Source organism: Cellulomonas chitinilytica, from assembly GCF_016862675.1.
GTDB classification, from domain to species: Bacteria; Actinomycetota; Actinomycetes; order Actinomycetales; family Cellulomonadaceae; genus Cellulomonas; species Cellulomonas chitinilytica.
Genome location: NZ_BONK01000010.1, coordinates 117,733 through 142,576, shown reverse-complemented (window position 1 = coordinate 142,576; position 24,844 = coordinate 117,733). Strand labels below are relative to the sequence as shown.

The 24,844-nt window shown below is 74.5% G+C and carries 18 protein-coding genes; 5 read left to right on the top strand and 13 right to left on the bottom strand.

Annotated features, from left to right (window positions below; translation table 11 throughout):
* Nucleotides 1-5: 5 nt before the first annotated feature.
* Nucleotides 6-2,159 carry an endonuclease/exonuclease/phosphatase family protein gene (locus Cch01nite_RS14985; RefSeq protein WP_239070626.1) on the top strand — a complete coding sequence of 718 codons (2,154 nt, stop codon included), beginning with the start codon at nucleotides 6-8 and terminating at the stop codon, nucleotides 2,157-2,159.
* A 136-nt stretch (nucleotides 2,160-2,295) separates the two neighbouring features.
* On the opposite strand, the gene Cch01nite_RS14980 is transcribed toward Cch01nite_RS14985, so the two are convergent.
* Nucleotides 2,296-4,047 (bottom strand): peptidoglycan-binding domain-containing protein, encoded by a 1,752-nt coding sequence (locus Cch01nite_RS14980; RefSeq protein ID WP_203756625.1) that lies wholly within the window; start codon nucleotides 4,045-4,047, stop codon nucleotides 2,296-2,298.
* A 373-nt stretch (nucleotides 4,048-4,420) separates the two neighbouring features.
* On the opposite strand from Cch01nite_RS14980, the gene Cch01nite_RS14975 reads away from it, so the two are divergent.
* Nucleotides 4,421-5,080, top strand: a complete 660-nt coding sequence (locus tag Cch01nite_RS14975; protein ID WP_203756623.1) for a hypothetical protein — start codon at nucleotides 4,421-4,423, stop codon at nucleotides 5,078-5,080.
* 158 nt (nucleotides 5,081-5,238) lie between these two features.
* A complete protein-coding gene (locus tag Cch01nite_RS14970; RefSeq protein WP_203756621.1) occupies nucleotides 5,239-7,644 on the top strand; it encodes a glycoside hydrolase family 31 protein in 2,406 nt (801 codons plus the stop codon).
* A gap of 35 nt (nucleotides 7,645-7,679) precedes the next feature.
* Here the strand turns inward: Cch01nite_RS14970 and Cch01nite_RS14965 are convergent, their stop codons facing one another.
* The 3 genes from Cch01nite_RS14965 to Cch01nite_RS14955 all read right to left on the bottom strand — a co-directional run bounded on the left by Cch01nite_RS14965 (nucleotide 7,680) and on the right by Cch01nite_RS14955 (nucleotide 11,267).
* Nucleotides 7,680-8,249 (bottom strand): TetR/AcrR family transcriptional regulator, encoded by a 570-nt coding sequence (locus Cch01nite_RS14965; protein WP_203756619.1) that lies wholly within the window; start codon nucleotides 8,247-8,249, stop codon nucleotides 7,680-7,682.
* 52 nt (nucleotides 8,250-8,301) lie between these two features.
* Complete coding sequence (locus Cch01nite_RS14960; RefSeq protein WP_203756616.1) at nucleotides 8,302-9,579, bottom strand: MFS transporter; 1,278 nt, start codon at nucleotides 9,577-9,579, stop codon at nucleotides 8,302-8,304.
* 218 nt (nucleotides 9,580-9,797) lie between these two features.
* Nucleotides 9,798-11,267: an NAD(P)H-quinone dehydrogenase gene (locus Cch01nite_RS14955; protein ID WP_203756614.1), complete on the bottom strand. Its 1,470-nt coding sequence runs from the start codon at nucleotides 11,265-11,267 to the stop codon at nucleotides 9,798-9,800.
* Nucleotides 11,268-11,320: 53 nt separating this feature from the next.
* Between Cch01nite_RS14955 and Cch01nite_RS14950 the strand changes: the two genes are divergently transcribed.
* Together Cch01nite_RS14950 and Cch01nite_RS14945 are read left to right on the top strand one after the other, a co-directional pair.
* Complete coding sequence (locus Cch01nite_RS14950) at nucleotides 11,321-12,157, top strand: purine-nucleoside phosphorylase (RefSeq protein WP_203756605.1); 837 nt, start codon at nucleotides 11,321-11,323, stop codon at nucleotides 12,155-12,157.
* A gap of 15 nt (nucleotides 12,158-12,172) precedes the next feature.
* Nucleotides 12,173-14,020, top strand: a complete 1,848-nt coding sequence (locus tag Cch01nite_RS14945) for a phospho-sugar mutase (protein ID WP_203756603.1) — start codon at nucleotides 12,173-12,175, stop codon at nucleotides 14,018-14,020.
* A gap of 71 nt (nucleotides 14,021-14,091) precedes the next feature.
* Here the strand turns inward: Cch01nite_RS14945 and Cch01nite_RS14940 are convergent, their stop codons facing one another.
* From Cch01nite_RS14940 to Cch01nite_RS14900, 9 genes are all read right to left on the bottom strand, one after another.
* Nucleotides 14,092-16,377, bottom strand: coding sequence for a DUF6055 domain-containing protein (locus Cch01nite_RS14940; RefSeq protein ID WP_203756601.1), 2,286 nt, complete (start codon nucleotides 16,375-16,377; stop codon nucleotides 14,092-14,094).
* A 294-nt stretch (nucleotides 16,378-16,671) separates the two neighbouring features.
* Nucleotides 16,672-17,358 (bottom strand): deoxyribose-phosphate aldolase, encoded by a 687-nt coding sequence (gene deoC, locus Cch01nite_RS14935; protein WP_203756589.1) that lies wholly within the window; start codon nucleotides 17,356-17,358, stop codon nucleotides 16,672-16,674.
* Between the two features lie 29 nt (nucleotides 17,359-17,387).
* Entirely contained in the window at nucleotides 17,388-18,632 is a 1,245-nt protein-coding gene (locus Cch01nite_RS14930; RefSeq protein WP_203756585.1) for an adenosine deaminase, read from the bottom strand.
* A 52-nt stretch (nucleotides 18,633-18,684) separates the two neighbouring features.
* Nucleotides 18,685-18,915, bottom strand: coding sequence for an Rv3202a family protein (locus Cch01nite_RS14925; protein WP_203756582.1), 231 nt, complete (start codon nucleotides 18,913-18,915; stop codon nucleotides 18,685-18,687).
* Nucleotides 18,916-19,000: 85 nt separating this feature from the next.
* Nucleotides 19,001-20,293 carry a thymidine phosphorylase gene (locus Cch01nite_RS14920; protein ID WP_203756579.1) on the bottom strand — a complete coding sequence of 431 codons (1,293 nt, stop codon included), beginning with the start codon at nucleotides 20,291-20,293 and terminating at the stop codon, nucleotides 19,001-19,003.
* The gene (locus Cch01nite_RS14915; RefSeq protein ID WP_203756576.1) at nucleotides 20,290-20,688 is read right to left on the bottom strand and encodes a cytidine deaminase; all 399 of its coding nucleotides are present in this window, start codon (nucleotides 20,686-20,688) and stop codon (nucleotides 20,290-20,292) included. Before Cch01nite_RS14915 ends, Cch01nite_RS14920 begins: the two co-directional genes overlap by 4 nt.
* A gap of 1 nt (nucleotide 20,689) precedes the next feature.
* A complete protein-coding gene (locus tag Cch01nite_RS14910; RefSeq protein WP_203756574.1) occupies nucleotides 20,690-21,979 on the bottom strand; it encodes an ABC transporter permease in 1,290 nt (429 codons plus the stop codon).
* The gene (locus Cch01nite_RS14905; RefSeq protein ID WP_203756572.1) at nucleotides 21,976-23,235 is read right to left on the bottom strand and encodes an ABC transporter permease; all 1,260 of its coding nucleotides are present in this window, start codon (nucleotides 23,233-23,235) and stop codon (nucleotides 21,976-21,978) included. Before Cch01nite_RS14905 ends, Cch01nite_RS14910 begins: the two co-directional genes overlap by 4 nt.
* Nucleotides 23,228-24,784, bottom strand: coding sequence for an ABC transporter ATP-binding protein (locus Cch01nite_RS14900; RefSeq protein ID WP_203756570.1), 1,557 nt, complete (start codon nucleotides 24,782-24,784; stop codon nucleotides 23,228-23,230). Before Cch01nite_RS14900 ends, Cch01nite_RS14905 begins: the two co-directional genes overlap by 8 nt.
* Nucleotides 24,785-24,844: the final 60 nt, after the last annotated feature.

The following is a 24,844-nucleotide window of genomic DNA, read 5'->3' as shown; positions in this document are numbered from 1 at the left end:
CGGCCGTGACGACGACCCCGGACGGACACCCGCGACCGCCTCGCCGGCTGCGCCGGACCACCAGGGACACCGTCGAGGGCGACCCCGGTGCGGGGTCCGCGCGCCGCCTGGCGCCGCCCGACGCGGGCGTGCCGACCCGGGTCTGGCTCGTCGCGTCGTTGACCGTGCTCGGCGTCGAGCTCGTCCGGGCCAGCGGCCCGTTCCTCGACCGCTGGTTCGGCGTCAGCACGGCGGCGGCCGGCGTCGCCGCGCTCGGGACGTACGCAGGCGCGGGCGTCGTGGCGGCCGCCCTGCTGGTCCTCACCGGTCGCCGGTCGGGTGTGCCGGGCGGTCGCACGCTGCTGGTCGGCGTCGCGGTGCTCGCCGTCGCGCGGCTGGCGCTCCAGGCGCTCGACGGGCTCGTGCTGGACGTCGTCGGGCTGGTGACCGTGGCCCTCGCCGTCGGTGTCCTCACGCTCGCCGTGGCCTTCGTCGCCGGCCGGACCGCCGGGGGCCGGCAGGCCTCGATCGGGCTCGTCGTCGGGATCGGCCTGTCCGTGGGGCTCCAGCTCGTGCTCGGCACGTGGGACGCCGTGTGGCGGTCCGGCGCCGTCGGCTGGCTGACGGCGGCCGTCGTCGCGGTCGCACCGCTCGGTGCCGCCCGTGCGCTCGTGCAGCCGCGCCGCCCCCGGGGGGCGGGTGACGCACCACGCCCCGGCGGGGCGGCCGACGCGACCGGCGGCCCGGGGACCGTCGGCGCGGTCGATGCGGTCGATGCGGTCGACGAACCCGACCGTGCCGACGTCGCGGGGGTGGAGGCGACGGGCCGGCCGCGCCGGCTCTGGGCGCTCGGGCCGTTCCTCGCCCTCGTCGCGATGATCCTCGCCAACCCCGCGTTCGCCGCGTCCCAGTCCGGCGTGGCGCTGGGGATCGCCGGCCTCGTGCTCGTCCTCGGCAGCACCACCGGCGCGTGGCTCCTGCTGCGTCCGGACCCGTGGCCGGCAGCCGTCCGGGTCGCCGCGGCCGTGCTGCTCGTGGTGGCGACGGCCGTCGCCCTGCTCGTCTCCGGCCCGGCCGCGCTCGTCGCGGTCGCCGTGCTGGAGGTCGTCGTCGGCATCGTGCTGACCGGGGCGCTCAGCGCCCACCGCCCCGCGCCGCCCGGCATCCCCCGGACCGTCGGGGCGGCGGCGGTCACGGGCCTCGGGGTGATCGGGCCGCTGCTGCTGTACATGCTCGACTACGACGTCCCGCTCGGGTTCGACAACGCGTGGGTGGTGGTCGCCGCCGCGGTCGTGCTGGCCCTGACCGGGCTGCGCCGCCGGACCCCCGGAGCGGCCCGGACCCCGCACGAGCGGATGCCCGCGCGCGTCAGCTCGGTGCGCCTCCTGCTGCTGCCTGCCGTCGTGCTGGCGCTGGTCGGCCTGTGGCCGTCGACGACGACCACGACGGGGGCCGACGTCCCGGCGCGCGCCGCCGACGACACGCTCACGCTCGTCGACTGGAACCTCCACTACGGCGTCTCCCCGCTGACCGCCGTGGACCTCGAGGCGGTCGCGCGGACCATCGAGGCGCAGGACCCCGACGTGGTGACGTTGCAGGAGGTCGAGCGTGGCTGGGTCCTCGGCGGCGGAGCGGACGTCGCGACGTGGCTCGCCCGCAGGCTCGGCATGACCATCCGGTTCGCGCCCGCGGCCGACCACCAGTTCGGCAACGCGGTGCTCGCCCGCTCGGGGCTGACCGACGTCGCCGTGCACCCCCTGCCGTACGGCGCGGGCCCGCAGGATCGGTCCGCGCTGTCGACGACGATCACGACCGCGAGCGGCGCTCCCGTCCGCGTGACGTCCGTGCACCTGCAGCACCGTGCCGAGAACACGCCGACCCGCCTCGACCAGCTCGACGCGCTGCTCGCCGCCGAGCCCGTCACGGGCCCCGCGGTGCTGGCCGGGGACCTCAACGCGACGCCCGGCTCGCCCGAGCTCACGCTCCTCGAGGACGCCGGCTGGGTGAGCGCCGTCGACGTCGTCGGCGACCCGCACGCGCTCACCGAGCCCAGCACCGACCCGACCGAACGGATCGACTGGGTGCTCGGGCAGGGGGTGACGTTCCTGGCGGCGACGGTGCCGACCGACCCGCGGGAGTCCGACCACCTGCCGCTGGTCGTCTCGCTGTCGGTGCCCTGACCCTCGCGCGCCACGACGTCCGGGGACGCCGCAGGGGCGCACCCGCGGCCGCAGCCGAGGGGGCGCCCCCTGCGCGTGGTCCGGCCGTCCCGGGCGCGGTGACCGGCCGGCGAGGGCCGGTCACCGCGCGCCGTGATCAGCTGGACGTCAGCGCCGCCCAGGTGCGCGGGCCGACGATGCCGTCCACGACCAGGCCGTGCGCGCGCTGGAACGCCCGGACGGCGTCCGCCGTCCGCGAGCCGAACACGCCGTCGGACGTCACACCCAGCAGGCGCTGGATCGACCCGACCGCCTGGCCGTGCGCACCGTTCGCGACACCACGGTTGATGACCGCACGCGGCACCGAGGTGGACGTGACCGGCGCGACGCCCGTGCCGCCGTTGGCGACGTCGACGATCGCGGCCCACGTGCGAGCACCGACGATGCCGTCGGCGACCAGGCCGTGCGCGCGCTGGAAGGCACGCACCGCCACGGTCGTCTGACGGCCGAACACGCCGTCGGGCGCCGCGCCGACGACCCGCTGCAGGATCGCGACCGACGGGCCGGACGCACCGGCGGAGATGCCGTGGCCGACCAGCTGCGGCGGGATCGAGGCCAGGGTGAGGACCGTCGTCGGGGTGGCCGGGGCCGGCACGACCTCCGGGGCGAGCGGGGTGACCGGGGCGACCGGGGCGACGGGAGCCGGGACGACGTCCCACTCGTAGCTGAGCACCTCGGAGTACGCGTCGCCGTCGACCGCGGCGAGGATGATCGTGTGGTGTCCCACGGCGAGGCCCGTGATGGTGAACTCGGAGCCCTCGACGGACACGACGTCCGAGTACTGCGCACCCTCCACGCGGTCGAGGACGTACTCGACGTGAGCACCCTCGGACACCGTCACCGCGAAGTGCGCGGACGTCGACGTGGTCGCCGCGTCGGGCTTCGACACCCACCCGATCGTCGGGACGACGGCCTCCGGCGCGGCCACGATGGTGAACGTGATCGTCCGCGAGGAGAAGTTCCCGAAGTCGTCGGTCGCCGTGACGACGAGCGTGTGGTCGCCGAGCCCGAGGCCGAAGAACGCGACGTCGTCGCCGTCCTCGTCGACGACCGTCTCGCCGTCGAGCGTGTACGCCCACGTGACGACCTCGTCGGCCGAGAACGCGAAGTACACGTCGTCGCCCTCGACGAGGTCCTCCGACCCGTCCGGCCCGACGCGCTGGACGATGACGGGTGCGGTCTCGTCGACCGGAGGCGCGGCGACGACGGTCCAGGAGAACGACTGCGTGCTGACGTTGCCGGCACGGTCGGTCACCGTGACGAGCACGGTGTGCTCCCCGACGCCGAGGCCCGTGAGCTCCCACGTGTCCGCTGCCGAGCCCTGGTCCTGCCCGTCGAGCTCGAGCGTGACCACCGACGCCCCGACGTTGCCGGGAAGGTCGACGGTCACGGTGGCGGTGGTCGCCTCGGTCTCGTCGCCGTCGGTCAGGCCATCGACGTCGAGGACGATGGGCTGCGCCGTCGTGTCGACCGTGAGCGACATCGTGATGTCGACGTCGTCGCCCAGGACCTCGATCGCGTACGTGCCGTCTCCCTCGGCGGGCAGCGTGAGGGTGTCGTCCGCGTCGTCCCAGGTCAGCGGGACCGGGATGCCGTCGACCAGCACGGACCGGGTCGTCACGCCCGGGAGGCTGAGCGTGGGCGTGCGGTCGTTCGTCAGGACGTCGGCATCCTGGGACACGTTGATCTCGCGCTCGGGCGCCGGGGTCGCGAGGGCCGGGGTGACGACGCCCGCGGTCAGCGCGGCGACGATGACCGCGCTCGCGGCGGCGGCCGACCCGCGCGACGCGAGCAGCGGCGCCTTCGTCGACGGCTTCGCGTGGCGGGGACGGGTGGTGCGTGCGGACATGCGGACTGCCTTCCTGTCGGGAGCCGCCGAGAGAGGGCTCGCACCTCGTCCATCGACCGGGGCACCCGCCTCGCGAGCACTCGCGGGTGTGACGCGGCGCGCGTTCGGGTGGTTCTGGCGGGCGCGGCACACGGTGCCGACGGGCGCGTTCGTCGGGTGAAGGACCTTGGTCCGGTCGTCGGCGTGCGGCGGCTTCCTACCGTGGACGACCTCGCCGCAGCACGTGCAGCGAGCGTCACATCCCACCGGTGCACGTCGGCCGGGACGCCCCCGCACCGGCACCGGTGACCGGACACGTCGCGTCCCGCCGTCCTGCCCCAGGACCGACCCCGACCCCGAGCGCCTGCGGTCGGCGCTGATCGAGGAGCACCCCATGACCACCACCCCCGACCGCCCGCACGCCGGGCGCCACCGGCTCCGCGCCGGCGTCGGCGCCTGCGCACTCGTCGTGGCAGTCGTCCTGACCGCGGCCTGCAGCTCGGGCGGAGGCGGCGGGGACGACTCCGCGGACGACGCCGTCCGGGTCTCCCCCGCCGAGTCGGCCTCCGCGAACGGCGTCGCCGCGGGCGACCACGTCGTCGGCACCGACCTGGACCCCGGCCAGTACCGGGCCCGGGTCACGCCGTCCACGCTCGCGCTGTGCACGGTGACGCAGACGGACGACGACGGCGTCCTCGACATGCGCTCCGCGGGTGAGGGCTCCGTCATCTTCACCGTGCAGGACGTGCCCGGCTCCGTCGTGTCGTTCGACGGCTGCACGTCCGTCGTCCCGACGGCGGAGGTCCCGGGGACGCCTCCGGGCGTGCTCGGCGCGGGCGACTGGCTCGTCGGCCCCGAGCTGGCCGCCGGCCGGTACGCGGCCACGGTCGACACGGACACGTCGATCGTGCTCGGTGTCATCACCCAGACCGACGGCGCTGACATCCTCGACACCACCAGCGGCGACACGGGCACCGTCGTCCTCACCGTCCAGGACGTGCCAGGCTCGGTCGTCTCGTTCTCCGGGGTCACGGACATCCACAAGGTCGGCTGACCCCGGCCGCCGGCCGGCCGCCCACCACCGCGGGCGCGCCGGCCGGTGCGAGGGGCGCTTCTGGACGTCACCCGGGAGCGCCCCTCCGTTTCTCCGTTTCGACCTGCGCCGACCGTCCCGACCGGCGTCGGGTCGCTCGTCGCGGCATGCTCGGTCGCATGGATGCCCGGTACCGACTCGATGCCCGGCCGGTCGCCGACCCCCGCGCCGTGGTCCGCGGCGACCATCACCGGGTCACCGTCCTGACCGACGGGCTGCTCCGCCTGGAACGCTCGCCCGACGGCGGGTTCGAGGACCGGGCCTCGACGTTCGCGCTGAACCGTGACCTCCCGGTCCCGCACTTCCGGGTCGTCGAGACGGACCGGCACCTCGAGGTCGTCACCGACCGCCTGCACCTCGTCTACGACCGCGGGCCGTTCACCACGAGCGGGCTGTCCGTCGCGGTGCGCGGCGGGGTGAGCTCGTACCACTCGGTGTGGCGGTACGGCGACGAGGCGGGCCCGGCCGTCGGGCCCGGCGGCAACCTCGGCGGCACCGTCCGGACGCTCGACGGCGTCGACGGCGCCACCGACCTCGATCCGGGTGTGCTCTCGCGGGTCGGGTACGCGGTGCTCGACGACTCCCGGTCCTTCGTCTTCGACGGCGACTGGGTCGCCCCGCGCGACGGCTCACGCACGGACCTGTACGTGTTCGCGTACGGCCTCGACCACCGCGCGGCGATCGACGCGTTCCACGCGGTGTCCGGCCCGGTGCCGGTGCTGCCGCGCTGGGCCCTGGGCAGCTGGTGGAGCCGGTACCACCGGTACTCGGCCGACGAGTACGCGGCGCTGCTGGCCCGCTTCGAGGCCGAGGGGATGCCGTTCTCCGTGGCGGTCGTCGACATGGACTGGCACGTGGTCGACGTGGACCCGGCGATCGGCAGCGGCTGGACGGGCTACACGTGGAACCGCGAGCTGTTCCCCGACCCGCCCGCGTTCCTCGCGTGGCTCCACGAGCACGGCCTGCGCGTCACGCTCAACGTCCACCCAGCCGACGGCGTGCGGGCCCACGAGGACGCCTACGCCGAGATGGCGGCGGCGCTCGGCGTGGACGCGTCCTCCGGTGACCCGGTCGCCTTCGACGTCACCGACCCGGCCTTCCTCGCCGCGTACTTCGACGTGCTGCACCGCCGGCTCGAACGCGACGGCGTGGACTTCTGGTGGATCGACTGGCAGTCCGGCCCGCACAGCCGGGTCACCGGGATCGACCCGCTGTGGATGCTCAACCACTTCCACTTCCTCGACTCCGCGCGCGACGGGCGCCGGCCGCTGACGTTCTCCCGGTACGCCGGACCCGGCAGCCACCGCTACCCGGTGGGGTTCTCCGGGGACTCGGTGATCTCGTGGGCGTCGCTCGACTTCCAGCCCCGCTTCACCTCGACGGCCGCAAACATCGGCTACGGCTGGTGGAGCCACGACATCGGCGGCCACTGGCACGGCAGCAAGGACGACGAGCTCGCCACCCGCTGGGTGCAGCTCGGGGTGTTCTCGCCGATCCTGCGCCTGCACTCGTCGGCGAACGCGTTCATGACGAAGGAGCCGTGGGCCTACGAGCCGGCCGCCCAGGATGTCATGACGGCCCACCTGCGGCTGCGCCACCGGCTCGTGCCGTACCTGCACACGATGAACCACCGCGCCGCCCGGGAGAACCGCCCGCTCGTCGAGCCGCTGTACCACGCGTGGCCCACCGCCCCCGAGGCGTACGCGCAGCCGAATCAGTTCCTGTTCGGCACCGAGCTGATGGTCGCGCCGGTCACGTCACCCGCCGACGCCCGCACCCGCACCGGCCGGGTCCGCGCCTGGCTCCCGCCGGGCACCTGGGTCGACGTGCTGACGGGGCTCGTGTACGACGGCGGCCGCGAGCTGGTCCTGCACCGCGACCTGTCGACGATCCCGGTGCTGGCGCCGACCGGCGCCCTCGTGCCGCTCGACGCCGCCGAGGTGCCCGGCAACGACCCGGTGCACCCCGACGCGCTCGAGGTGCTCGTGGTCGTCGGCGCCGACGGGGCGTTCACCCTGGTCGAGGACGACGGCACGGGCGACGGGCTCGACGACGCGCTCGTCGTGCGGACCCCGCTGAGGCTCGACCAGGCCGCGGGCACGGTGGTGCTCGGGCCGGCGGCGGGCAACCTGTCGTGCCTCCCGGCGGAGCGCGCCTGGACGGTGACGTTCGTGGCGTTCGACGAGCCTCCGCGCGACGTCGTCGTGCAGGTCGACGGCTTCGCGGTCCCGTGCCGGGTGGAGCACGCCGACGGCCGGCTCCACGTCCGCACGGACCCCGTGCCCGTGGGCGCGACCGTCACCGTGGACGTCGGGCCCGACCCACGGCTCGCACCGGACGACGTCGCCGCACGGCTGTTCACGGTGCTCGACCGGGCCCACGTCGAGTACGACCTCAAGCCGCGGGTGCACGCCGTCGCGACGTCCGACGCACCGCTCGCGGTCCGGGTGTCGCACCTCGTCGCGCTCGACCTCGATCCCGCGCTCCTCACGGCGCTGCTCGAGGTGCTCCTGGCGCGCACCTGACGGACCCGGACGGGTTGCTGCGGGCCGTGGGCGGCTCAGAGCCCCGCGGCGTCCAGCAGCAGCACGACCGTCCGCCGCGCGACGGCGGCGACCTCCGGGTCGCGATCCATCCGGGCACCGATCGACACGCCGTCGTACAGCAGGTGCAGCTGGTGCCCGAGGGCCTCGGCGTCCGGCGCGCCGCCCTCCCGCGCGAGGTCGGTGAGCAGCTCCCGGAGCCAGGCACGGAACTCGTCGGAGCGACGCTCGACGGTGCTGCCCGGCTCGGTCTCGGCGCTCGCCGCGATGAACGCGCACCCCCGGTAGCCGGGCCGCGCGATCGTCTCGGCCTGCGCGTCGAAGATGGCGAGGAGGCGCTCGCGCGGTGTCCCGTCGCGGGTCAGACGCGACTCGATGCGTGCCCGGACGGCGTCCTGGCGTCGCCCGAGGTACTCGCCGACGAGCGCGTCCTTGCTGCCGAACGTGTTGTAGAGCGACGCCTTGGCGACCCCGGCCCGCTCGATCACGCGGTCGATCCCCACGGCGTGCACACCCTCGGCGTAGAAGAGCTCGTCGGCGGCGTCGAGCAGCCGGTCGCGCGCCGAGCCCCTGGTCGTCGCCGTCATCGTCGTCCACCTCTCCCCGGGTCCGCCGCCCCGGCGCCCCGCCCGGCCCTCATCATCGCCCACCGAGGCTCACCGGCTCGACCGCCTCGACCGGCAGGGGCGCGACGCCCTCGGACGGCGGCGCGATGAGCTCGGACGGGGCCGCGGCGCGCGGGCGCGACCGCAGCAGGGCGACGAGCGCGACCCCCACGAGCGCGAGCACGACGACGCCGTAGTCGCGCACCACCGTCGTGAGGTCGCCGACCCGCCCCACGAGCGCCCCCGCGACGACGGCGGGGACCCCCATCCCGAGGTACGCGACGATGTAGAGCACCGAGAGCACCCCGGCGCGCTCCTCGGGCCGCGCCTTCGGCACCACGGTCCGGACCGCCCCCTGGAACCCGGCCCCGAAGCCCAGCCCGGCGACCGCCGTCCCGGCGAAGAACCCGACCGTCGACCCGGTGCTCACAGCGACGAGCGTGGTGAGCACCCCGAGCGCGACGGCCCCGACCGACACGAGCATCACGCGGTGCGGTGCGACGTCCCGCAGCAGGGCCCCCGCGACGGCGGCGACGCCCGCGAGCGTGGCGAGCGCGAGACCGCCCAGCAGCACGCTCGAGGAGTCCGTGAGGGCGTGCAGCACGGCCGGGCCGAGCGCGCCGTACAGCCCGGCGAGCGCCCACACGGCGAACACGACGGGCGCGGTCCCGAGCAGCGGGCCGCGGACCGCGGCGGGCATCCGCACGTCCGGCCGCAGGCTCCCCGCCGCCCGGGCCCGAGCACCGGGGGTCCGGGGCGCCGTCTCGGGCACCAGGAGCAGCCCGACGAGCTCCAGCACGAGCAGCGCCAGCACCGCGACGTAGATGGTGTGCGTGGGTGCGGGCAGGTACTGCACGACGAGGCCGGACGCGAGCGCTCCGGTCGCGGTCCCCGCCCCGGTCGCGACGCTGTTCGTCAGGGCCCCACGGCCCCGGTCGACGTCGAGCATCGCCGCCCCGAGCGCGCCGACGGCGGCACCCGTCGCGAGGCCCTGCACCACGCGGGCGACGAGCAGCGCGTCGTACCCGTCGGCGGTCGCGAGGAGCACGACCGCCAGGATCTGGCCGACCGTGCCCGCGACGAGCACCGGACGGCGGCCGAGGTGGTCGGACAGCCGCCCGAGCACCAGGAGCGCGACGAGCACGGCGACCGCGTAGACGCCGAACGCGACCGTGACGCCGAGCGGGCCGATGTGCCAGGCGGCGGCGTACGTCGCGTAGAGCGGGGTGGGTGCCGCGGACGCGGCGAGGAACGTCACGACGAGGGCGACGAGCAGTCCGAGGTGCACGGCGGGGGCGGGTCGGCGGGTCACGGGGACTCCTAGGTAGACCGGTCTGTCTATGCGTCTGGGAGCGACAGTAGACAGATCTGTCTAGAGCGTCAAGAGGCGCACCCGCCCACGCTCCGCGCGGCCCGGTGTTCTCGCTCGCCTCAGGCTCTGTCCCTGTGCTTGTGGTCGGACCGAGCCTGCGGTCGACTCCAGGCCCGTGCCACGCTCCGCGCGGCCCGGTCCTTCCGTCGACCTCCGGCTCAGTCCTCCGACCGGTGGTGGAGCATGCGGGCCACCTCCGCGATCGTCCCCGACATCGACGGGTACACGGTGACGGCCTCGGCGACCTGGTCGGCGGTCATGCGGTGGGTCACGGCGAGGGTCAGGGGGAAGACCGACTCACTGGCTCGCGGGCCCACGAGAACGGCACCGAGCACGGTCCCCGACGCCGGGTGGGCGAAGATCTTGATGAACCCGTCCCGCACGCCCAGCATCTTCGCGCGCGGGTTCCGGGCCAGCGGCAGCATGCTCACCGTGTAGTGCGCGCCCTGCGCCTGCAGGGCGGCCTCGCTGAAGCCGACGGTCGCGATCTCGGGTGCCGTGAAGATGTTCGCCGACACCCCGCGCAGCGCGAGCGGCGTGACGGCGTCGCCGAGCGCGTGGGACATCGCGATACGTCCCTGCGTGGCCGCGACGGACGCGAGCGGCAGGACACCCGTGACGTCACCGGCCGCGTAGATGTTCCGCACGCTCGTCCGGGACACCTTGTCGACCTCGATGTGCCCGGACGCGGTGAGCCGCACACCGGCCTCCTCGAGGCCTAGCCCCGCGGTGGTCGGGACGGAGCCGACGGCGAACAGCACGTGCGACCCCTGCACGACGCGCCCGTCGGCGAGCGTCACCTCGACGCCGTCGGCGGTCCGGCGCGCCCCGGCGGCCCGCGACTTCGACATGACCGTCATGCCGCGCGACCGGAACACCCGCTCGAGCAGCTCGGCCGCGTCGGCGTCCTCACCGGGCAGCACCCGGTCCCGGCTGGACACCAGGACGACGTCCGCGCCGAGCGACGTGTACGCGCCGGCGAACTCCGCGCCGGTCACGCCGGAGCCGACCACGATCAGCCGCTCGGGCAGCGCCTGCAGGTCGTAGAGCTGGGTCCAGGTGAGGATCCGTTCGCCGTCGGGCTGCGCCTCGGGCAGCACGCGAGGGGTCGCACCGGTGGCGACGAGGACGACGTCGGCGTCGAGCGTGAGCTCCTCCCCCGCCGTCGTCGTGACCTGCACGTGCTGCGCCCCGTCGAGACGGCCGTGGCCGAGCACGGTCCGCACGCCCTCCCGGTCGAGCCGGCCGCGGATGTCGGCGGACTGCGCGGCCGCGAGCGCCTTGACGCGCGTGTTCACGGCGGCGAGGTCGATCTTGTGCCGCACGAGCGTGCCGAGGCCGCCGCCCGCGTCGCCGGGAGCCCCGGCGAGCGGCAGGCCGTCGAGCTGGATGCCGAGCTCGGGCGCGCGGTCGGCGATCGTCATCCACTCGGCCGTCGCGATGAGGGTCTTGGACGGCACCACGTCGGTCAGCACGGCCGCACCGCCGAGACCGGCCTGCTCGACGACGGTCACGTCCGCCCCGAGCCGCCGGGCGACGAGCGCCGCCTCGTACCCGCCGGGGCCGCCGCCGACGATGACGACGCGGGTGGACTGCAGGTCCTGCTCGGGCGCGTTCGATGTGGTCACAAGCCACCATTCTGCCCCGGCCCCGATCCGGACCCGGGGCTAGCCTGTCGACCATGAGCGACGTCACACACGGCCCGGACCTCGACGACCACGCGACCGACCCGTTCGACGTCGCGAAGCACGCCGCGATCCACCTCGCGGAGGCGACGGGCGTCGCCCGCCACGACATCGCGCTCGTCCTCGGTTCCGGCTGGGGCGGTGCGGCGGACCTGCTCGGCGAGACGGTCGCCGAGGTGCCGAGCCACGACATCCCCGGGTTCGGCCGGCCCGCGGTCGTCGGCCACGTCGGCACGATCCGCTCCATCCGCCTGCCCGACGACCGGCACGCCCTCGTGCTCGGCTCGCGCACCCACCTGTACGAGGGCCGCGGGGTGCGCCGGGTCGTGCACGGCGTGCGGACCGCCGCGGCGGCGGGCTGCCGGGCGATCGTGCTCACCAACGGGTGCGGCGGGCTCAACCAGGCGTGGTCCGCCGGCACCCCCGTGCTGATCAGCGACCACATCAACCTGACCGCGACGTCACCGATCGAGGGTGCCAACTTCGTCGACCTCACCGACCTGTACTCGACGCGGCTCCGCGCGGTCGCCCGTGAGGTCGACCCCGGACTCGACGAGGGCGTGTACGTGCAGTTCCCCGGCCCGCACTACGAGACCCCGGCCGAGGTGCGGATGGCCGGCCGCATCGGCGGCGACCTCGTCGGCATGTCGACGACGCTCGAGGCGATCGCGGCACGCCAGGCCGGCCTCGAGGTGCTCGGCATCTCCCTGGTCACGAACCTCGCGGCGGGGATCAGCCCGATCCCGCTGTCCCACGCCGAGGTGATCGAGGCGGGCGTCGCCGCAGGCCCGCGGATCAGCGCCCTGCTCGCCGAGGTGGTCCGGCGCATCTGACAGTACGTTGGGCCCATGACCGGCGAGGACGCGTGGACCGCGCTCGAGGCGCGGGTGCAGACCTGGATCGACGACGACCCGGACCCGCAGACGGCCGAGGAGCTGCGCCGCCTGCTCGCCGCCGCCCGGCAGAGCCCCGTCGGGCTGGAGCCGGGGCGTGAGCCGGACCCGACGCAGCGGCAGGCGCTCGACGCGCGGGTCGCCGCCCGGGCCGAGCTCGCGGACCGGTTCTCGGGGCTGCTGCAGTTCGGCACCGCGGGCCTGCGCGGCCGGCTCGGCGGCGGGCCGCACCGGATGAACCGTGCCGTGGTGATCCGCGCGGCGTCCGGGCTCGCGGACTACCTGATCGGCGAGCTCGACGGGGTCAGCCCGCCGCCGCGCGTCGTCATCGGCTTCGACGCCCGGCACAACTCGTCGCAGTTCGCGGTCGACTCGGCCGCGGTCCTGGCGGCCGTCGGCATCGAGGTGCTCGTGCTGCCGTGGGCCCTGCCGACACCCGTCCTGGCCTTCACGGTCCGGCACCTGGGCGCCGACGCGGGGATCATGGTGACCGCGTCGCACAACCCCCCGCAGGACAACGGCTACAAGGTGTACCTCGGCGGCCGGGTCGTCACGGACGCCGGCCAGGGGTCGCAGATCGTGCCGCCGGCCGACGCCGCGATCGCGGCCGAGATCGCCCGCGTGCCGTCGGTCGCGTCCGTCCCCCGCGCCGAGTCGGGGTGGACCGTGCTCGGGGAGGAGATCGTCGACGCGTACGTCCAGTCGGTGCTCTCGCTGGCCGACCGCAGCCCCGAGGCGCTCGAGGCCGCCCGCCGGGTGCGGATCGTGCTGACACCGCTGCACGGCGTCGGTGGCGAGGTCGCCGCGCGGGTGCTCGCCGCGGCCGGGTTCACCGACGTGTTCGTCGTGCCCGAGCAGGAGGCGCCCGACCCCGACTTCCCGTCGGTGGCGTTCCCGAACCCGGAGGAGCCCGGCGCGATCGACCTCGCGCTCGGCCTCGCGGCCGACGAGAGCGCCGACGTGGTCCTCGCCCTCGACCCCGACGCGGACCGGTGCGCCGTCGCGACCCAGGACCCGCGGGCTCGCCAGCACCGCGGTCCCGACACCGCCGGCGCCGACGGGTGGCGGATGCTGCACGGCGACGAGACGGGCGCGCTGCTCGGCGCGGCCGCGGTGGACCGCCTCGCCGGCCAGACGCAGGGCGCGGTCCTCGCGAGCTCGATCGTGTCCTCCCGCCTGCTCGGGCGGATCGCGGAGCACGCCGGCGTCGGCTACGCGCAGACCCTCACGGGCTTCAAGTGGATCAGCAGGGTCGACGGCCTGGTGTTCGGCTACGAGGAGGCCCTCGGCTACTGCGTCGACCCGGAGCACGTGCACGACAAGGACGGCATCTCGGCGTCGCTCGTCGTCGCGACGATGGTCGCCGGGCTCAAGGCCTCGGGCCACACCCTGATGGACCGGCTCGACGACCTGGCCCGGACCCACGGCCTGCACCTCACCGACCAGGTCTCCGCCCGGTTCGTCGACCTGGCCGACATCGGCGCCGCCGTGGGACGCATCACGACGACCCCGCCGCGGTCGCTCGGCGGCTCACCCGTGACGTCCGTCGTGGACCTCGCCGCGGGCACGGACGACGATCGTGACGGGCTGCCCGCCACCCCGGGCCTGCGGATGTTCACGGCCGACGGCACCCGTGTCGTCGTGCGACCGAGCGGCACCGAGCCGAAGGTGAAGTGCTACCTCGAGGTCGTGGAGCCCGTGGCACCCGACGCGGACCGGGCGGCCGTCGGCCACGCCCGGTCGGCAGCGCGGCACCGGCTCGACGCCGTCGCCGCGGACGTCCGGGCGGCGCTGGGCATCTGACGAGGTGGGGATCTGACGGGCCGGCTGTCCGACGAGCCGGGTCTCTGACGGGCTGGGCGTCGAGCGCGGGGTCACCGCGTCCGCGTGCACGTCAGCTGCGCGACGTTGCGCGCCACCGCCTCCGGCCCGGCCCCCTGCAGACCGAACACCGCCTTCTCGCCGGACCGCAGGGTGCCGTTGTACGACATGTTCTCCGCGGTGACCGTGGAGCCGCTGGTGCCCAGCTGGGCGTTCCACACGGCCGTGACCTGCTGCCCGGCGGGCAGCTGCCAGGAGACGGCCCAGCCCTGCACGCCGCCGCTCCCCGCGGTCACCTCGAGCTGCGCCTGGAAGGCGGTCGACCCGTCGCCCGCGGGCCAGGTGTTCGTCACGACGTACGTCGCGGAGCACGCTCCGGCGGGCACAGGCTCGGGCGGCTCGACGACGCCCGACGTGGGGCTCGGGGTGGACGTGACGACAGGTCCCGACGTCGGCGCCGTCGTCGGTGTCGCACCGGGGCGGGGGGTTCCTGCGCCGGTGGGGCTGCCGGGCGTACCGCCGGGGCCGGTGGTCGGTGCCGAGGGGTCCGTCGGTGCGGGCGGGTCGACCGAGACGACCATCGGGTCGCCGAACGCCAGGTCGGTCGCCGCGAACGGCGTGACGGCGGCGTTGACGTCGGCTGGTCCGGCGAGCCCGTCGCACACCCGCGCGGGCGCGAACGTGGCGTACGTGCCGGCCGCGCAGGCGAAGTCGACGACCGCGTCGCCGCCCACGACGACGGTGCCGCCGAGCCGCGCGCCGCTGCGCACCACCGCCATGTCGCGGACCACGGCCTGCCCCTCGACGACCGCGCCGTCCCCGACCCACGCCGCGCCCTCGATGCGCGCCGTGCCGTGGACCTGCGCGTCGCCGCGGACGACCGCGTAGGGGCCGACGTAGGCGGTGTCGTCGACGGTCGCGTCGTCGTCGACCCAGCCGCCGCCGTTGGCGTGCGGGTGGCCGCCCTCGACGGGCTCCGCCGCCCCGCTCGTCGAGACGGTCGCTCCGGCGACCCGGAACTCGTAGGGGTACCGCGCCGCGGAGCCGAACCCGCCGCCGGACGGCGTGTGGGTCACCGACGGCGTCCCGACGACGACGAGATACGCCTCGTCCTCGCCGTCACGCAGCGCGAACTGCACCTCCTCGTCCTGCCCCTCGACGACGGGGCTGTACCGCGGGATGCCGTCGCGCAGCGCGACGAGCCCGAGGCTCCACCCGGCGTCGGGCGCCCCAGGGTGGCCCCGCAGGCGCACGTGGATCGTCGACATCGGGGCGTCGGGGACGAGCCGCACGAGGTTGAACCCGTAGTCGGACGGCGCGAACCCGTCGAGCACCTGGTAGCGGCCCGGGTCGTCCGCGACGGCCGTCACGGGGGTGGACCGGCCCGCGACCAGCACCGGGTCCAGCCCGGCGACGCCGTCGAGGATCTGCCCCTGGTGCGTGAAGTCCCACGTGAGCGTGCGCAGCGCGTACTCGGCGACGCGCCGGTTGAGGCTCGCCTGGTCGATCTTCGTCAGCCGGCGGTACGTCTCGATCGGCGACTCACCGTCCCGTGCGCCCCGCCACAGCCGCCCGAGCAGGTCGCCGCCGTCGCGGTCCGCGAGGTACTGCAGCAGCAGCCAGCCGCCGTCGCCGGACCGGGCGCTCGACCACGGCAGCGACGGCGACCGGACGAGGTCGGACGGGTCGCCGATGCCGGAGTCGGAGGACGCGGTGGCGAGGAACGCCGCGCTGGCCGCCCAGAACGGGTCGTCGGCGTCCGCGGCGAAGCCCTGGCCGCCGTCCGCGGCGAAGCCCAGGACGGTCTCGGCGAACCCGCGCGCCAGGTCCCACGACGCCGTCGACACCCCGCGCAGCGCGGACACCTCCGCTCGGACCAGCCCGACACCGTCCTCGACGACGCCGGTCGCCGTGCGGCCCTGTGCGGAGACACCCCCGGTCTCCGCGCCCCCCGGGCGGTCGGGGACGGTGCCGGACCAGGTGCCGTCCGCGAGGACCACGATCTTGTGCCGGCCCGCGGGCCCGCGCTCGTCGGCGACCTGGAGGTCACGGACGTCCAGCGCGTAGAGCGCGTCCAGGTCGGCGAGGACGGCCGCCGGGTCGAACCGGAGCTCGCTCGGGGCGTTCCGCGGGTCCTCGCCCGCGAGGTCGCCCCAGGCCAGCACGACGTCCTCCCCCTCGAGGGTGTGGCTGCGCTGCCACACGGCCGACCACGCGGACGGCACCTGGACGTCCTTGGTGCGGTCGTCGGCGCGGCTCAGCGTCGTCACCACGAGGACGGCCGCCACGGCGGGCACGAGGAGCGCGGCCACGAGCGTGCCGCGTCGGATCCGGCCCATGCGGCGTGCGTCTCCTCCCGTCGGGGTCCTGCGCACGCCGCGGTCGAGCTCGGGTCGAGGTCGGTCGGGGGTCGGGGTGCTGTTTTCGGGCCCCACTGTCGTCCGGGCGGGGTGCTCGCGTCAATCGTCCCGGCGGTGGCCGAACGGGTGACACGTGCGGACCGCCGAGCCGGATGAGAACCGCATGAGAACCGCGTGAGAACCCCGTGAGAACCCGATGAGGGCCCGCCGGGCTCGCGGTCGCCGGTCGGCCGTCGCGTCGGCGGGCACCTCGGCCGGCGTGTCGGCCCGCGCTCAGTACCCCTCCGCCGCCTCGAGCCCGCCGAGCACCGCCGCGGTCCCCGACAGCCCGAGCCGGGTCGCCCCCGCCTCGATCATCGACAGCGCGTCCGCCGCCGTCCGCACGCCCCCGGACGCCTTCACGCCGAGCCGCCCGCCGACGGTCTGCGACATGAGCCGCACCGCGTGCACCGTCGCGCCGCCCGCCGGGTGGAACCCGGTCGACGTCTTGACGAAGTCCGCCCCCGCCGCCTCCGCCGCCCGGCACACCGCGACGACCTGCTCGTCCGTCAGCGCGGCCGACTCGATGATGACCTTCAGCACCACCGGCGCGGGCGTCGCCGCCCGCACGGCCGTGATGTCCGCCTCGACGTCCCCGTACCGGCCCTCGATCGCGGCGCCCACGTCGATCACCATGTCGACCTCGTCGGCGCCGTCACGGACGGACCGTGCCGCCTCGGTGGCCTTGACGTCGCTGTGGTGCTTGCCCGACGGGAAGCCGCACACGGTCGCGACCTTGAGCCCCGGCGCGTCCGACAGGTCGAGCGGCAGGAACGACGGCGAGATGCAGACCGAGTAGACGCCCAGCCGGTGCCCCTCCGCCACGAGCGCCTCGACGTCCGCGGTCGTCGCCTCCGGCTTGAGGAGGGTGTGGTCGACGTACAGCGCCAGGGCGGCCGCGTCGAAGGGGGTGCTGGTCATCGTTCTGCCTCTCGGTCCGCCGCGGGGGTTCAGGCCCGGTGCCGGCTGCCGCGCACCGCCGCGTAGGCCGGGCGGATCACGGTGTCGATCAGGATCGTGCGCTCGTCGTGGTGCAGGAAGGAGTGCTCGGCCGCCGTGACCGTGACCTCCTGCAGGTCGTCGAGCGTCCAGCCGGCCTGCTCCACGAGGAGCGTGAGCTCGCGCGTGAGCGTCGTGCCCGACTGCAGCCGGTTGTCCGTGTTGACGGTCACGGTGAAGCCGAGGCCCTTGAGCCGCGTGACGGGGTGCTCCGCCACGGAGGCCGCCGCACCCGTCTGCACGTTCGACGACGGGCACAGCTCGAGCGGCACGCGCCGGTCGCGGACCCAGTGCGCCACCCGGCCGAGCTTGTCGCCGAGCTCGTCGACGGTGATGTCGTCGGTGATCCGCACGCCGTGCCCGAGCCGCAGGGCGCCGGCGACGTGCAGCGCCTCGGAGATCGAGTCGAGGCCTGCCGCCTCGCCGGCGTGCACCGTCGCGGGGAAGTCCGCGGCGGCGAGCGTCCGGAACGCCGCCTCGTGCCGCGACGGCGGGAAGCCGTCCTCGGCCCCGGCGATGTCGAACCCGACCACGCCGTCGTCCCGGTTCGCCAGGGCGAGCGCGGCGATCTCCTCGCCGCGGTCGGCGTGCCGCATCGCGGTGATCAGCGTCCCGATCCGGATGCTGCGTCCCTGCGCCGACGCCTCGGCGATCCCTTCGGCGAACCCGGTCTGCACGGCGTCGACGACCTGCTGCAGGGTGAGCCCGCGCTGCAGGTGCTGCTCGGGTGCGTACCGCTGCTCGGCGTACACCACGCCGTCGGCCGCGAGGTCGAGCACGGACTCGCGGGCGACCCGGCGCAGCCCCTCCTCGGTCTGCATCACCGCGACGGTGTGGTCGAACGTCTCGAGGTAGCGCGGCAGCGTGCCCGACGACGCGGCCTCGACGAACCAGCGGCCCAGCTCGTCGGGGTCCGTGGTGGGCAGCTCGTGCCCGATCTCGGCGGCGAGCTCGACGATCGTCGCGGGACGCAGCCCGCCGTCGAGGTGGTCGTGCAGGACGACCTTGGGGAGCGACGGGATCAAGGCGACGAGGGCGGCCGTACGCTGCGCGTCCTGCGCCGCTCGCTCGTCCTGCGTGGCGTCCGGCGTGGCGTCCGGCGCAGCATCCGGCGTGGCGTCGGGTGCGGTGTCCGGCGTGGCGTCGGGTGCGGCGTCTGCCGGGTTCGCCGGTTCCGTCGGTTCTGGGCGGTTCATGCGGACACCGTACCTGCGGCCCTGCGTCGGGTCCCCGTGGCGTCGGGCCCGGTCACGCGACGTCGCCCTGGTCGTCGTCCTCGGCGGGGACCTCGGTGTCCTGCTCCACGACGTCGGCCTCGTCCGCCGTGCCCTCACGGTCGGCGCGGGGGAACCCGGGCTCGTACTCCTCCGGGTCGGGCGGGGTGTCGTCGGGCTCGTCGGTGAGTCGCAGCGGCTGCTCGGGGACGACGGGTTCCAGGCCTGCGTCCTGCCAGGCGCCGGTTCCGGGGACGGTGCTCATGGCTCCTCCTGCCGCGTCGTCGGGGTCGGTCCTGACCATCGTGCTCTGTGCGGGTGCCGGTCGCCAGACGGAGCGGGGCGGCCGGTCATGCGTCGACGCGGTCGATGACCAGCGGACCCACCTCGACGGCGGTCCCGGCCGGCGCCACGACGACTCCCCCGTCGAGGGCCTCCCGCGCGCGCCCGAACCGTTCGGGGGTGTCCGTGTGCAGCGTGAGGATCGGCTGCCCCGCGCGGACGGGCTCCCCCGGCCGGACGTGCAGCTCGATGCCCGCGCCTGCCTGCACGGGGTCCTCCTTGCGCGCCCGGCCGGCACCGAGCCGCCACGCGGCGACGCCGACCGCGTACGCGTCGAGGGTCGCCAGCACGCCGTCGGAGGTGGCGAGCACCTGGTCGGTCTCGCGCGCCACGGGCAGCGTCGCGTCCGCGTCGCCGCCCTGGGCCTCGATCATGCGCCGCCAGGCGTCCATCGCCCGGCCGTCGGCGAGCGCCGCCGCGGGGTCCGCGTCGGGCCGTCCGGCGGCGTCGAGCATCTCGCGTGCGAGCGCCACGGTGAGCTCGACGATGTCCGCGGGGCCGCCGCCCGCGAGCACCTCGACGGACTCGCGGACCTCCAGCGCGTTGCCGGCCGTGAGCCCGAGCGGCGTCGACATGTCGGTGAGCAGCGCGACGGTCTTCACGCCGGCGTCCGTGCCGAGCGCCACCATCGTGCGCGCGAGCTCCCGCGCCCGGTCGAGGTCCTTCATGAACGCGCCGGAGCCGACCTTGACGTCGAGCACCAGCGCGCCGGTGCCCTCCGCGATCTTCTTGCTCATGATGGAGCTCGCGATGAGCGGGATCGCCTCGACGGTCCCCGTGACGTCGCGCAGCGAGTACAGCTTGCGGTCGGCCGGGGCGAGCCCCGACCCGGCCTGGCAGATGACGGCGCCCACGTCGTCGAGCTGGCGCATCATCTCGTCGTTCGTCAGCGCGGCCCGCCAGCCCGGGATGGACTCGAGCTTGTCGAGCGTGCCGCCCGTGTGGCCGAGGCCGCGGCCGGACAGCTGCGGCACGGCCACGCCGAACACCGCGACGAGCGGGGCGAGCGGGAGCGTGATCTTGTCGCCGACGCCGCCCGTGGAGTGCTTGTCGGCGGTGGGGCGGGACAGCCCGGAGAAGTCCATCCGCTCGCCGCTCGCGATCATCGCGGCCGTCCAGCGGGCGATCTCGGCCCGGTCCATCCCGTTCAGCAGGATCGCCATGGCGAGCGCCGACATCTGCTCGTCGGCGACCACGCCGCGCGTGTACGCGTCGATGACCCAGTCGATCTGCGGGTCCGTCAGGCGCCGCCCGTCCCGCTTGGCGACGATGACGTCGACCGCGTCGAATGACTCGCTCACTTCCGGTCCTCCAGGTCGTCGGGCCCGAACGCGTCGGGCAGCACCTCGGTCATCGGCTTCACGCCGCTCACGGTCTCGACGAGCAGCCGTGCACCGCCGTGCTCCCACAGCAGCTGCCGGCAGCGCCCGCACGGCATCAGCACGTTGCCGTGCTTGTCGACGCACGTGAACGCGACGAGCCGCCCGCCGCCCGAGACGTGCAGCCCCGACACGAGCGCGCACTCGGCGCACAGCGTGACGCCGTAGGACGCGTTCTCGACGTTGCAGCCGACGACCACCCGGCCGTCGTCGACGAGCGCGGCGGCGCCGACGGGGAACTGCGAGTAGGGCGCGTAGGCCCGCTGCATCACGTCGGTGGCGGCGGCACGCAGGACGTCCCAGTCGATGTCCGGCATGTCACTCCTTGACGTAGGGCTCCCCCGCAGCCGCCGGTCCGCGCACGCGGCCGACGAGCCCGGCCACGGCGACGATCGTCACGAGGTACGGGAGCATGAGCATGAACTGGTTCGGCACGGGCGTCTGCAGGACGCCGAGCACCTGCTGCAGCTTGTCCGAGAAGCCGAACAGCAGGGCCGCCGCGAGGGCGCCGACGGGCGTCCACCGGCCGAGGATCATGGCCGCGAGGGCGATGTAGCCCTTGCCGGCGGTCATCTCCTGGCTGAACGCCCCGACCGACCCGATGGTGAAGAACGCCCCGCCGAGCCCGGCCACCATGGAGCCGAGCAGCACGTTGCGCCACCGGGTCGCCTGGACGTCGATGCCGACGGTGTCGGCGGCGAGCGGGTGCTCGCCGACCGCCCGGACGCGCAGGCCCCACCGGGTGCGGAACAGCGCGACGGTGACGACGAACACCGCGACGTACAGCAGGTAGACGAGCAGCGTCTGCCGGAACAGCACGGGCCCGATGATCGGGATGCCCGACAGGACCGGGATGTCGATGACGGGCATGCGCGGCGGCGAGTTGAGCGTCGCGGCGTTCGGCTTGAGCACCGACGAGAACAGGAAGCTCGTCAGCCCGACGGCGAACACGTTGAGCACGACGCCGACGATGATCTGGTTGACCCGGTACTTCACGGTGAACAGCGCGAGCAGCGAGCCGATGACCAGCCCCGCCACCGGTGCCGCGATCAGCCCGGCGTACACCGAGTGCGTGACGGACGCGACGACGGCCGCACCGAACGCCCCGGTGAGCAGCTGCCCCTCGATCGCGATGTTGACGACGCCGGAGCGCTCGTTGAGCAGACCGCCCATCGCGCCGAACGCGAGCGGCACGGCCAGGATCAGCGACCCCTGCAGCAGCCCGACCAGCGACATCGACTTGCCCGCGACCGCCCAGACGAGGAACGACAGGACCCACAGGACGCCGAAGAGCGCCGCGACCCAGACGCCGGGGCGCTGCCGGTTCCACGCCCGCCAGGCGGCGTACGCAGCCAGCAGCAGCATGAGGACGCCGAGCACGATCGCCGTGGCCTGGGAGGGCACGGACACAGGCCCGATCTGGACCCAGTCGTTGTCGGTGGAGATGACGAAGGTCGTGTCCTCGCCGCTCTTGCCGAGCAGGCCGAACAGGACGAGCGCCGCGAGGCCGAGGACGCCGAACGCGATCGGTGCCCTCCACGACCGGCGGGTGAGCGGCTCGGTGCGCGCGGGCGGCGCCGCGGGTGCACGGGTGTCGACGGCGGTCACGCGGCCGCTCCCTTCGCGACGGCCGCCCTCGGTGTGGGAAGACGGAAGATGGCCCGCACGAGCGGGGGTGCGGCGATGAACAGCACGACGAGCGCCTGGATGACCAGGACGATGTCGATCGGCGTGCCCGTCGCGGCCTCCATGACGCGGCCGCCGACGTTCAGGCCGCCGTACAGCAGGCCGGCGAAGAAGATGCCGAGCGGTCTCGACCGACCGAGCAGGGCGACCGTGATGGCGTCGAACCCGAGCGAGCCGGCGATGCCGCCGGTGAGCTGGTGCTCCGTGCCGAGGATGTGCACGCCGCCCGCGAGGCCGGCGAGCGCACCGGAGACGACCATGACGAGCACGATCGTCGTCGGGATCCCGATGCCTGAGGTGCGCGACGCGTGCGGGTTGGACCCGACCGCCCGGAACCGGAAGCCGAGGACGGACCGCGTCATGAGCCACCAGACGAAGATCGAGGCGAGGATCGCGACGATGAACCCGGCGTGCAGCCGGGACCAGTCGCCGAGGAGCAGCGGGAGCTGCGCGGTCTCCTTCACCCCGGGGCTCGTCGGCTGGTTCGACCCGGCACGCGTGAACTTGTCGGTGGTGAGCAGGTACGCCAGCAGGTACAGGGCGACGTAGTTGAGCATGATCGTGACGATCACCTCGTGCGCCCCGGTCCTGGCCTTGAGCACGCCCGCGATGCCGGCCCAGATCGCGCCGCCGAGGATCCCGCCGAGCAGGGCGAGGAGCAGGTGGATGCCGGCCGGGAGGCTGTAGGCGAAGCCGATGTACCCGCCGACCGTCGCGCCCAGGATGATCTGCCCCTGGGCACCGATGTTGAACAGCCCGGCGCGGAAGCCGACGGCCACGCCGAGCGCCGCGATGATGAGCGGCGTCGCGACCGTCATGGTCTCCGTGAGCGGCCGGATGGCCTTCTGGAACGTGTCGGCCTGGCCGTTGTAGACCGCCCCGCGGAACATCGCCGCGTACGCGTCCCACACCGCGTTCCACGCCGCGGTGATGGTGTCCATCGGCTTGGCGAAGAAGTAGTGGGCGGCCGCGGTGACCTCCGGGTTGGTGAAGGCGATGAGGAGCCCGCCGATCACGAGCGCGAGCACGAACGCGAGCACGCTCACGCCGATGTCGCCGCTCACGATCTCCCGCAGCGCCCGCTGGCCGCGGTCCTCCTCCGGCGCCGCCTTCGCCCGCTCGGGCTCGGGCATCCCGCTCGTCGGGGACGCGTCCGCGCCGACGATCTCGTCACTCATGTCCGGCCTCCGTGGGGTGCTCCGCGGCCTGCGCCGTCGCCTCGTCGTGCGGGACGCCGGCCATCATCAGGCCGAGCACGTCGCGCGGCGTGTCCGACGGGACGATGCCCACGAGCCGGCCGCGGTACATCACCGCGATGCGGTCGGCGAGCTCGACGACCTCGTCGAGCTCGGTCGAGACGATGAGCACCGGGGTCCCGCCGTCGCGCTCCGCGACGATCCGCCGGTGCAGGAACTCGATGGAGCCGACGTCCACGCCGCGCGTGGGCTGGCTCGCGATGAACAGCTTGAGGGGCCGCGACAGCTCGCGGGCGAGGACGACCTTCTGCTGGTTGCCGCCCGAGAGCCGGCCGGCGGCCTGCGTCGCGGACTGCGTCCGGATGTCGTACTCCTGGATGCGGTGGTCGGCGTTCTTGCGGATCGCGGCCAGGTCGAGCGCACCCGCCCGCGAGAACTCCTTCGTGTGGACCAGGTCCAGGACGAGGTTCTCGGCGACGGAGAAGTCGCCGACCAGCCCGTCGACGGACCGGTCCTCGGGCACGAACCCGACCCCGGCGTCGAGCACCTGCTTGGGCGAGAGCCCGACGAGCTCGTTCCCCTCGAGCAGGATCGACCCGGCGGCGGGCCGCTCCAGGCCGAGGAGGGCCTCGCACAGCTCCGTCTGGCCGTTGCCCTGCACGCCGGCGAGCGTAAGGATCTCGCCGCGGGCGAGCTCGAACGACACGTCGTCGACGACGGCCGATCCGTTCGCGTCGAGCACGGTCAGGCCCCTGACCTGGACCGTCGTCTCCCCCGGCACCGCGGGGGCCTTGCCGAGCGACAGGGACACCGCGCGCCCGACCATCATCGAGGCGAGGTCCGTCTCGCTCGCCTCCGGGGAGGCGGACCCCACGACGGCACCGCGGCGGATCACCGTGATCCGGTCGGCGACCGCCCGCACCTCACGCAGCTTGTGCGTGATGAAGACGATCGACGTCCCGGCCTCCTTGAGCTGCCGCATGATCCCGATGAGCTCGTCGGTCTCCTGCGGCGTGAGCACCGCGGTCGGCTCGTCGAGGATCAGCACCTGCGCGTCACGTGCGAGCGCCTTGACGATCTCGACCCGCTGCTGGACGCCGACCGGGAGGTCCTCGACGACCGCGTCGGGGTCGAGCTCGAACCCGAACCGGTCCGCGAGCTCGCGCACGCGCTGACGGGCCGCGTCGAGGTCGAGCATCCCGACCCCGCCGGGCTTCGTGGACTCGTGGCCGAGCATGACGTTCTCGGCGACGGTGAAGACGGGGACCAGCATGAAGTGCTGGTGGACCATGCCGATGCCCGCGCCGAGCGCGTCCCGGGGCCCGGAGAAGGTGCGCGGCTCGTCGTCGAGGAGGATCTCCCCGGAGTCCGCGTCGTACAGACCGAACAGGACGTTCATCAGCGTCGACTTGCCGGCGCCGTTCTCGCCAAGGAGCGCGTGGATCTCGCCCGGCTCGATGACGAGGTCGATGTGGTCATTGGCCACGAGCGGCCCGAAAGACTTGGTGATCCCTCGAAGCTCGAGCTTCACGGCGACTCCTTCATCGCGAGGACAAAGCCGACATTAGCCCTGGTCGGGCGCGCACGGGGG

Coding starts and splice junctions, on each gene's coding strand:
- Cch01nite_RS14975 (WP_203756623.1), top strand. CDS start 4,421: ATGACCACCACCCCCGACCGCCCGCACGCCGGGCGCCACCGGCTCCGC.
- Cch01nite_RS14940 (WP_203756601.1), bottom strand. CDS start 16,377: ATGGGCCGGATCCGACGCGGCACGCTCGTGGCCGCGCTCCTCGTGCCC.
- Cch01nite_RS14915 (WP_203756576.1), bottom strand. CDS start 20,688: ATGCCGGACATCGACTGGGACGTCCTGCGTGCCGCCGCCACCGACGTG.
- Cch01nite_RS14930 (WP_203756585.1), bottom strand. CDS start 18,632: ATGAACCGCCCAGAACCGACGGAACCGGCGAACCCGGCAGACGCCGCA.
- Cch01nite_RS14945 (WP_203756603.1), top strand. CDS start 12,173: ATGACCGGCGAGGACGCGTGGACCGCGCTCGAGGCGCGGGTGCAGACC.
- Cch01nite_RS14905 (WP_203756572.1), bottom strand. CDS start 23,235: ATGAGTGACGAGATCGTCGGCGCGGACGCGTCCCCGACGAGCGGGATG.
- Cch01nite_RS14980 (WP_203756625.1), bottom strand. CDS start 4,047: ATGTCCGCACGCACCACCCGTCCCCGCCACGCGAAGCCGTCGACGAAG.
- Cch01nite_RS14925 (WP_203756582.1), bottom strand. CDS start 18,915: ATGAGCACCGTCCCCGGAACCGGCGCCTGGCAGGACGCAGGCCTGGAA.
- Cch01nite_RS14970 (WP_203756621.1), top strand. CDS start 5,239: ATGGATGCCCGGTACCGACTCGATGCCCGGCCGGTCGCCGACCCCCGC.
- Cch01nite_RS14965 (WP_203756619.1), bottom strand. CDS start 8,249: ATGACGGCGACGACCAGGGGCTCGGCGCGCGACCGGCTGCTCGACGCC.
- deoC (WP_203756589.1), bottom strand. CDS start 17,358: ATGACCAGCACCCCCTTCGACGCGGCCGCCCTGGCGCTGTACGTCGAC.
- Cch01nite_RS14950 (WP_203756605.1), top strand. CDS start 11,321: ATGAGCGACGTCACACACGGCCCGGACCTCGACGACCACGCGACCGAC.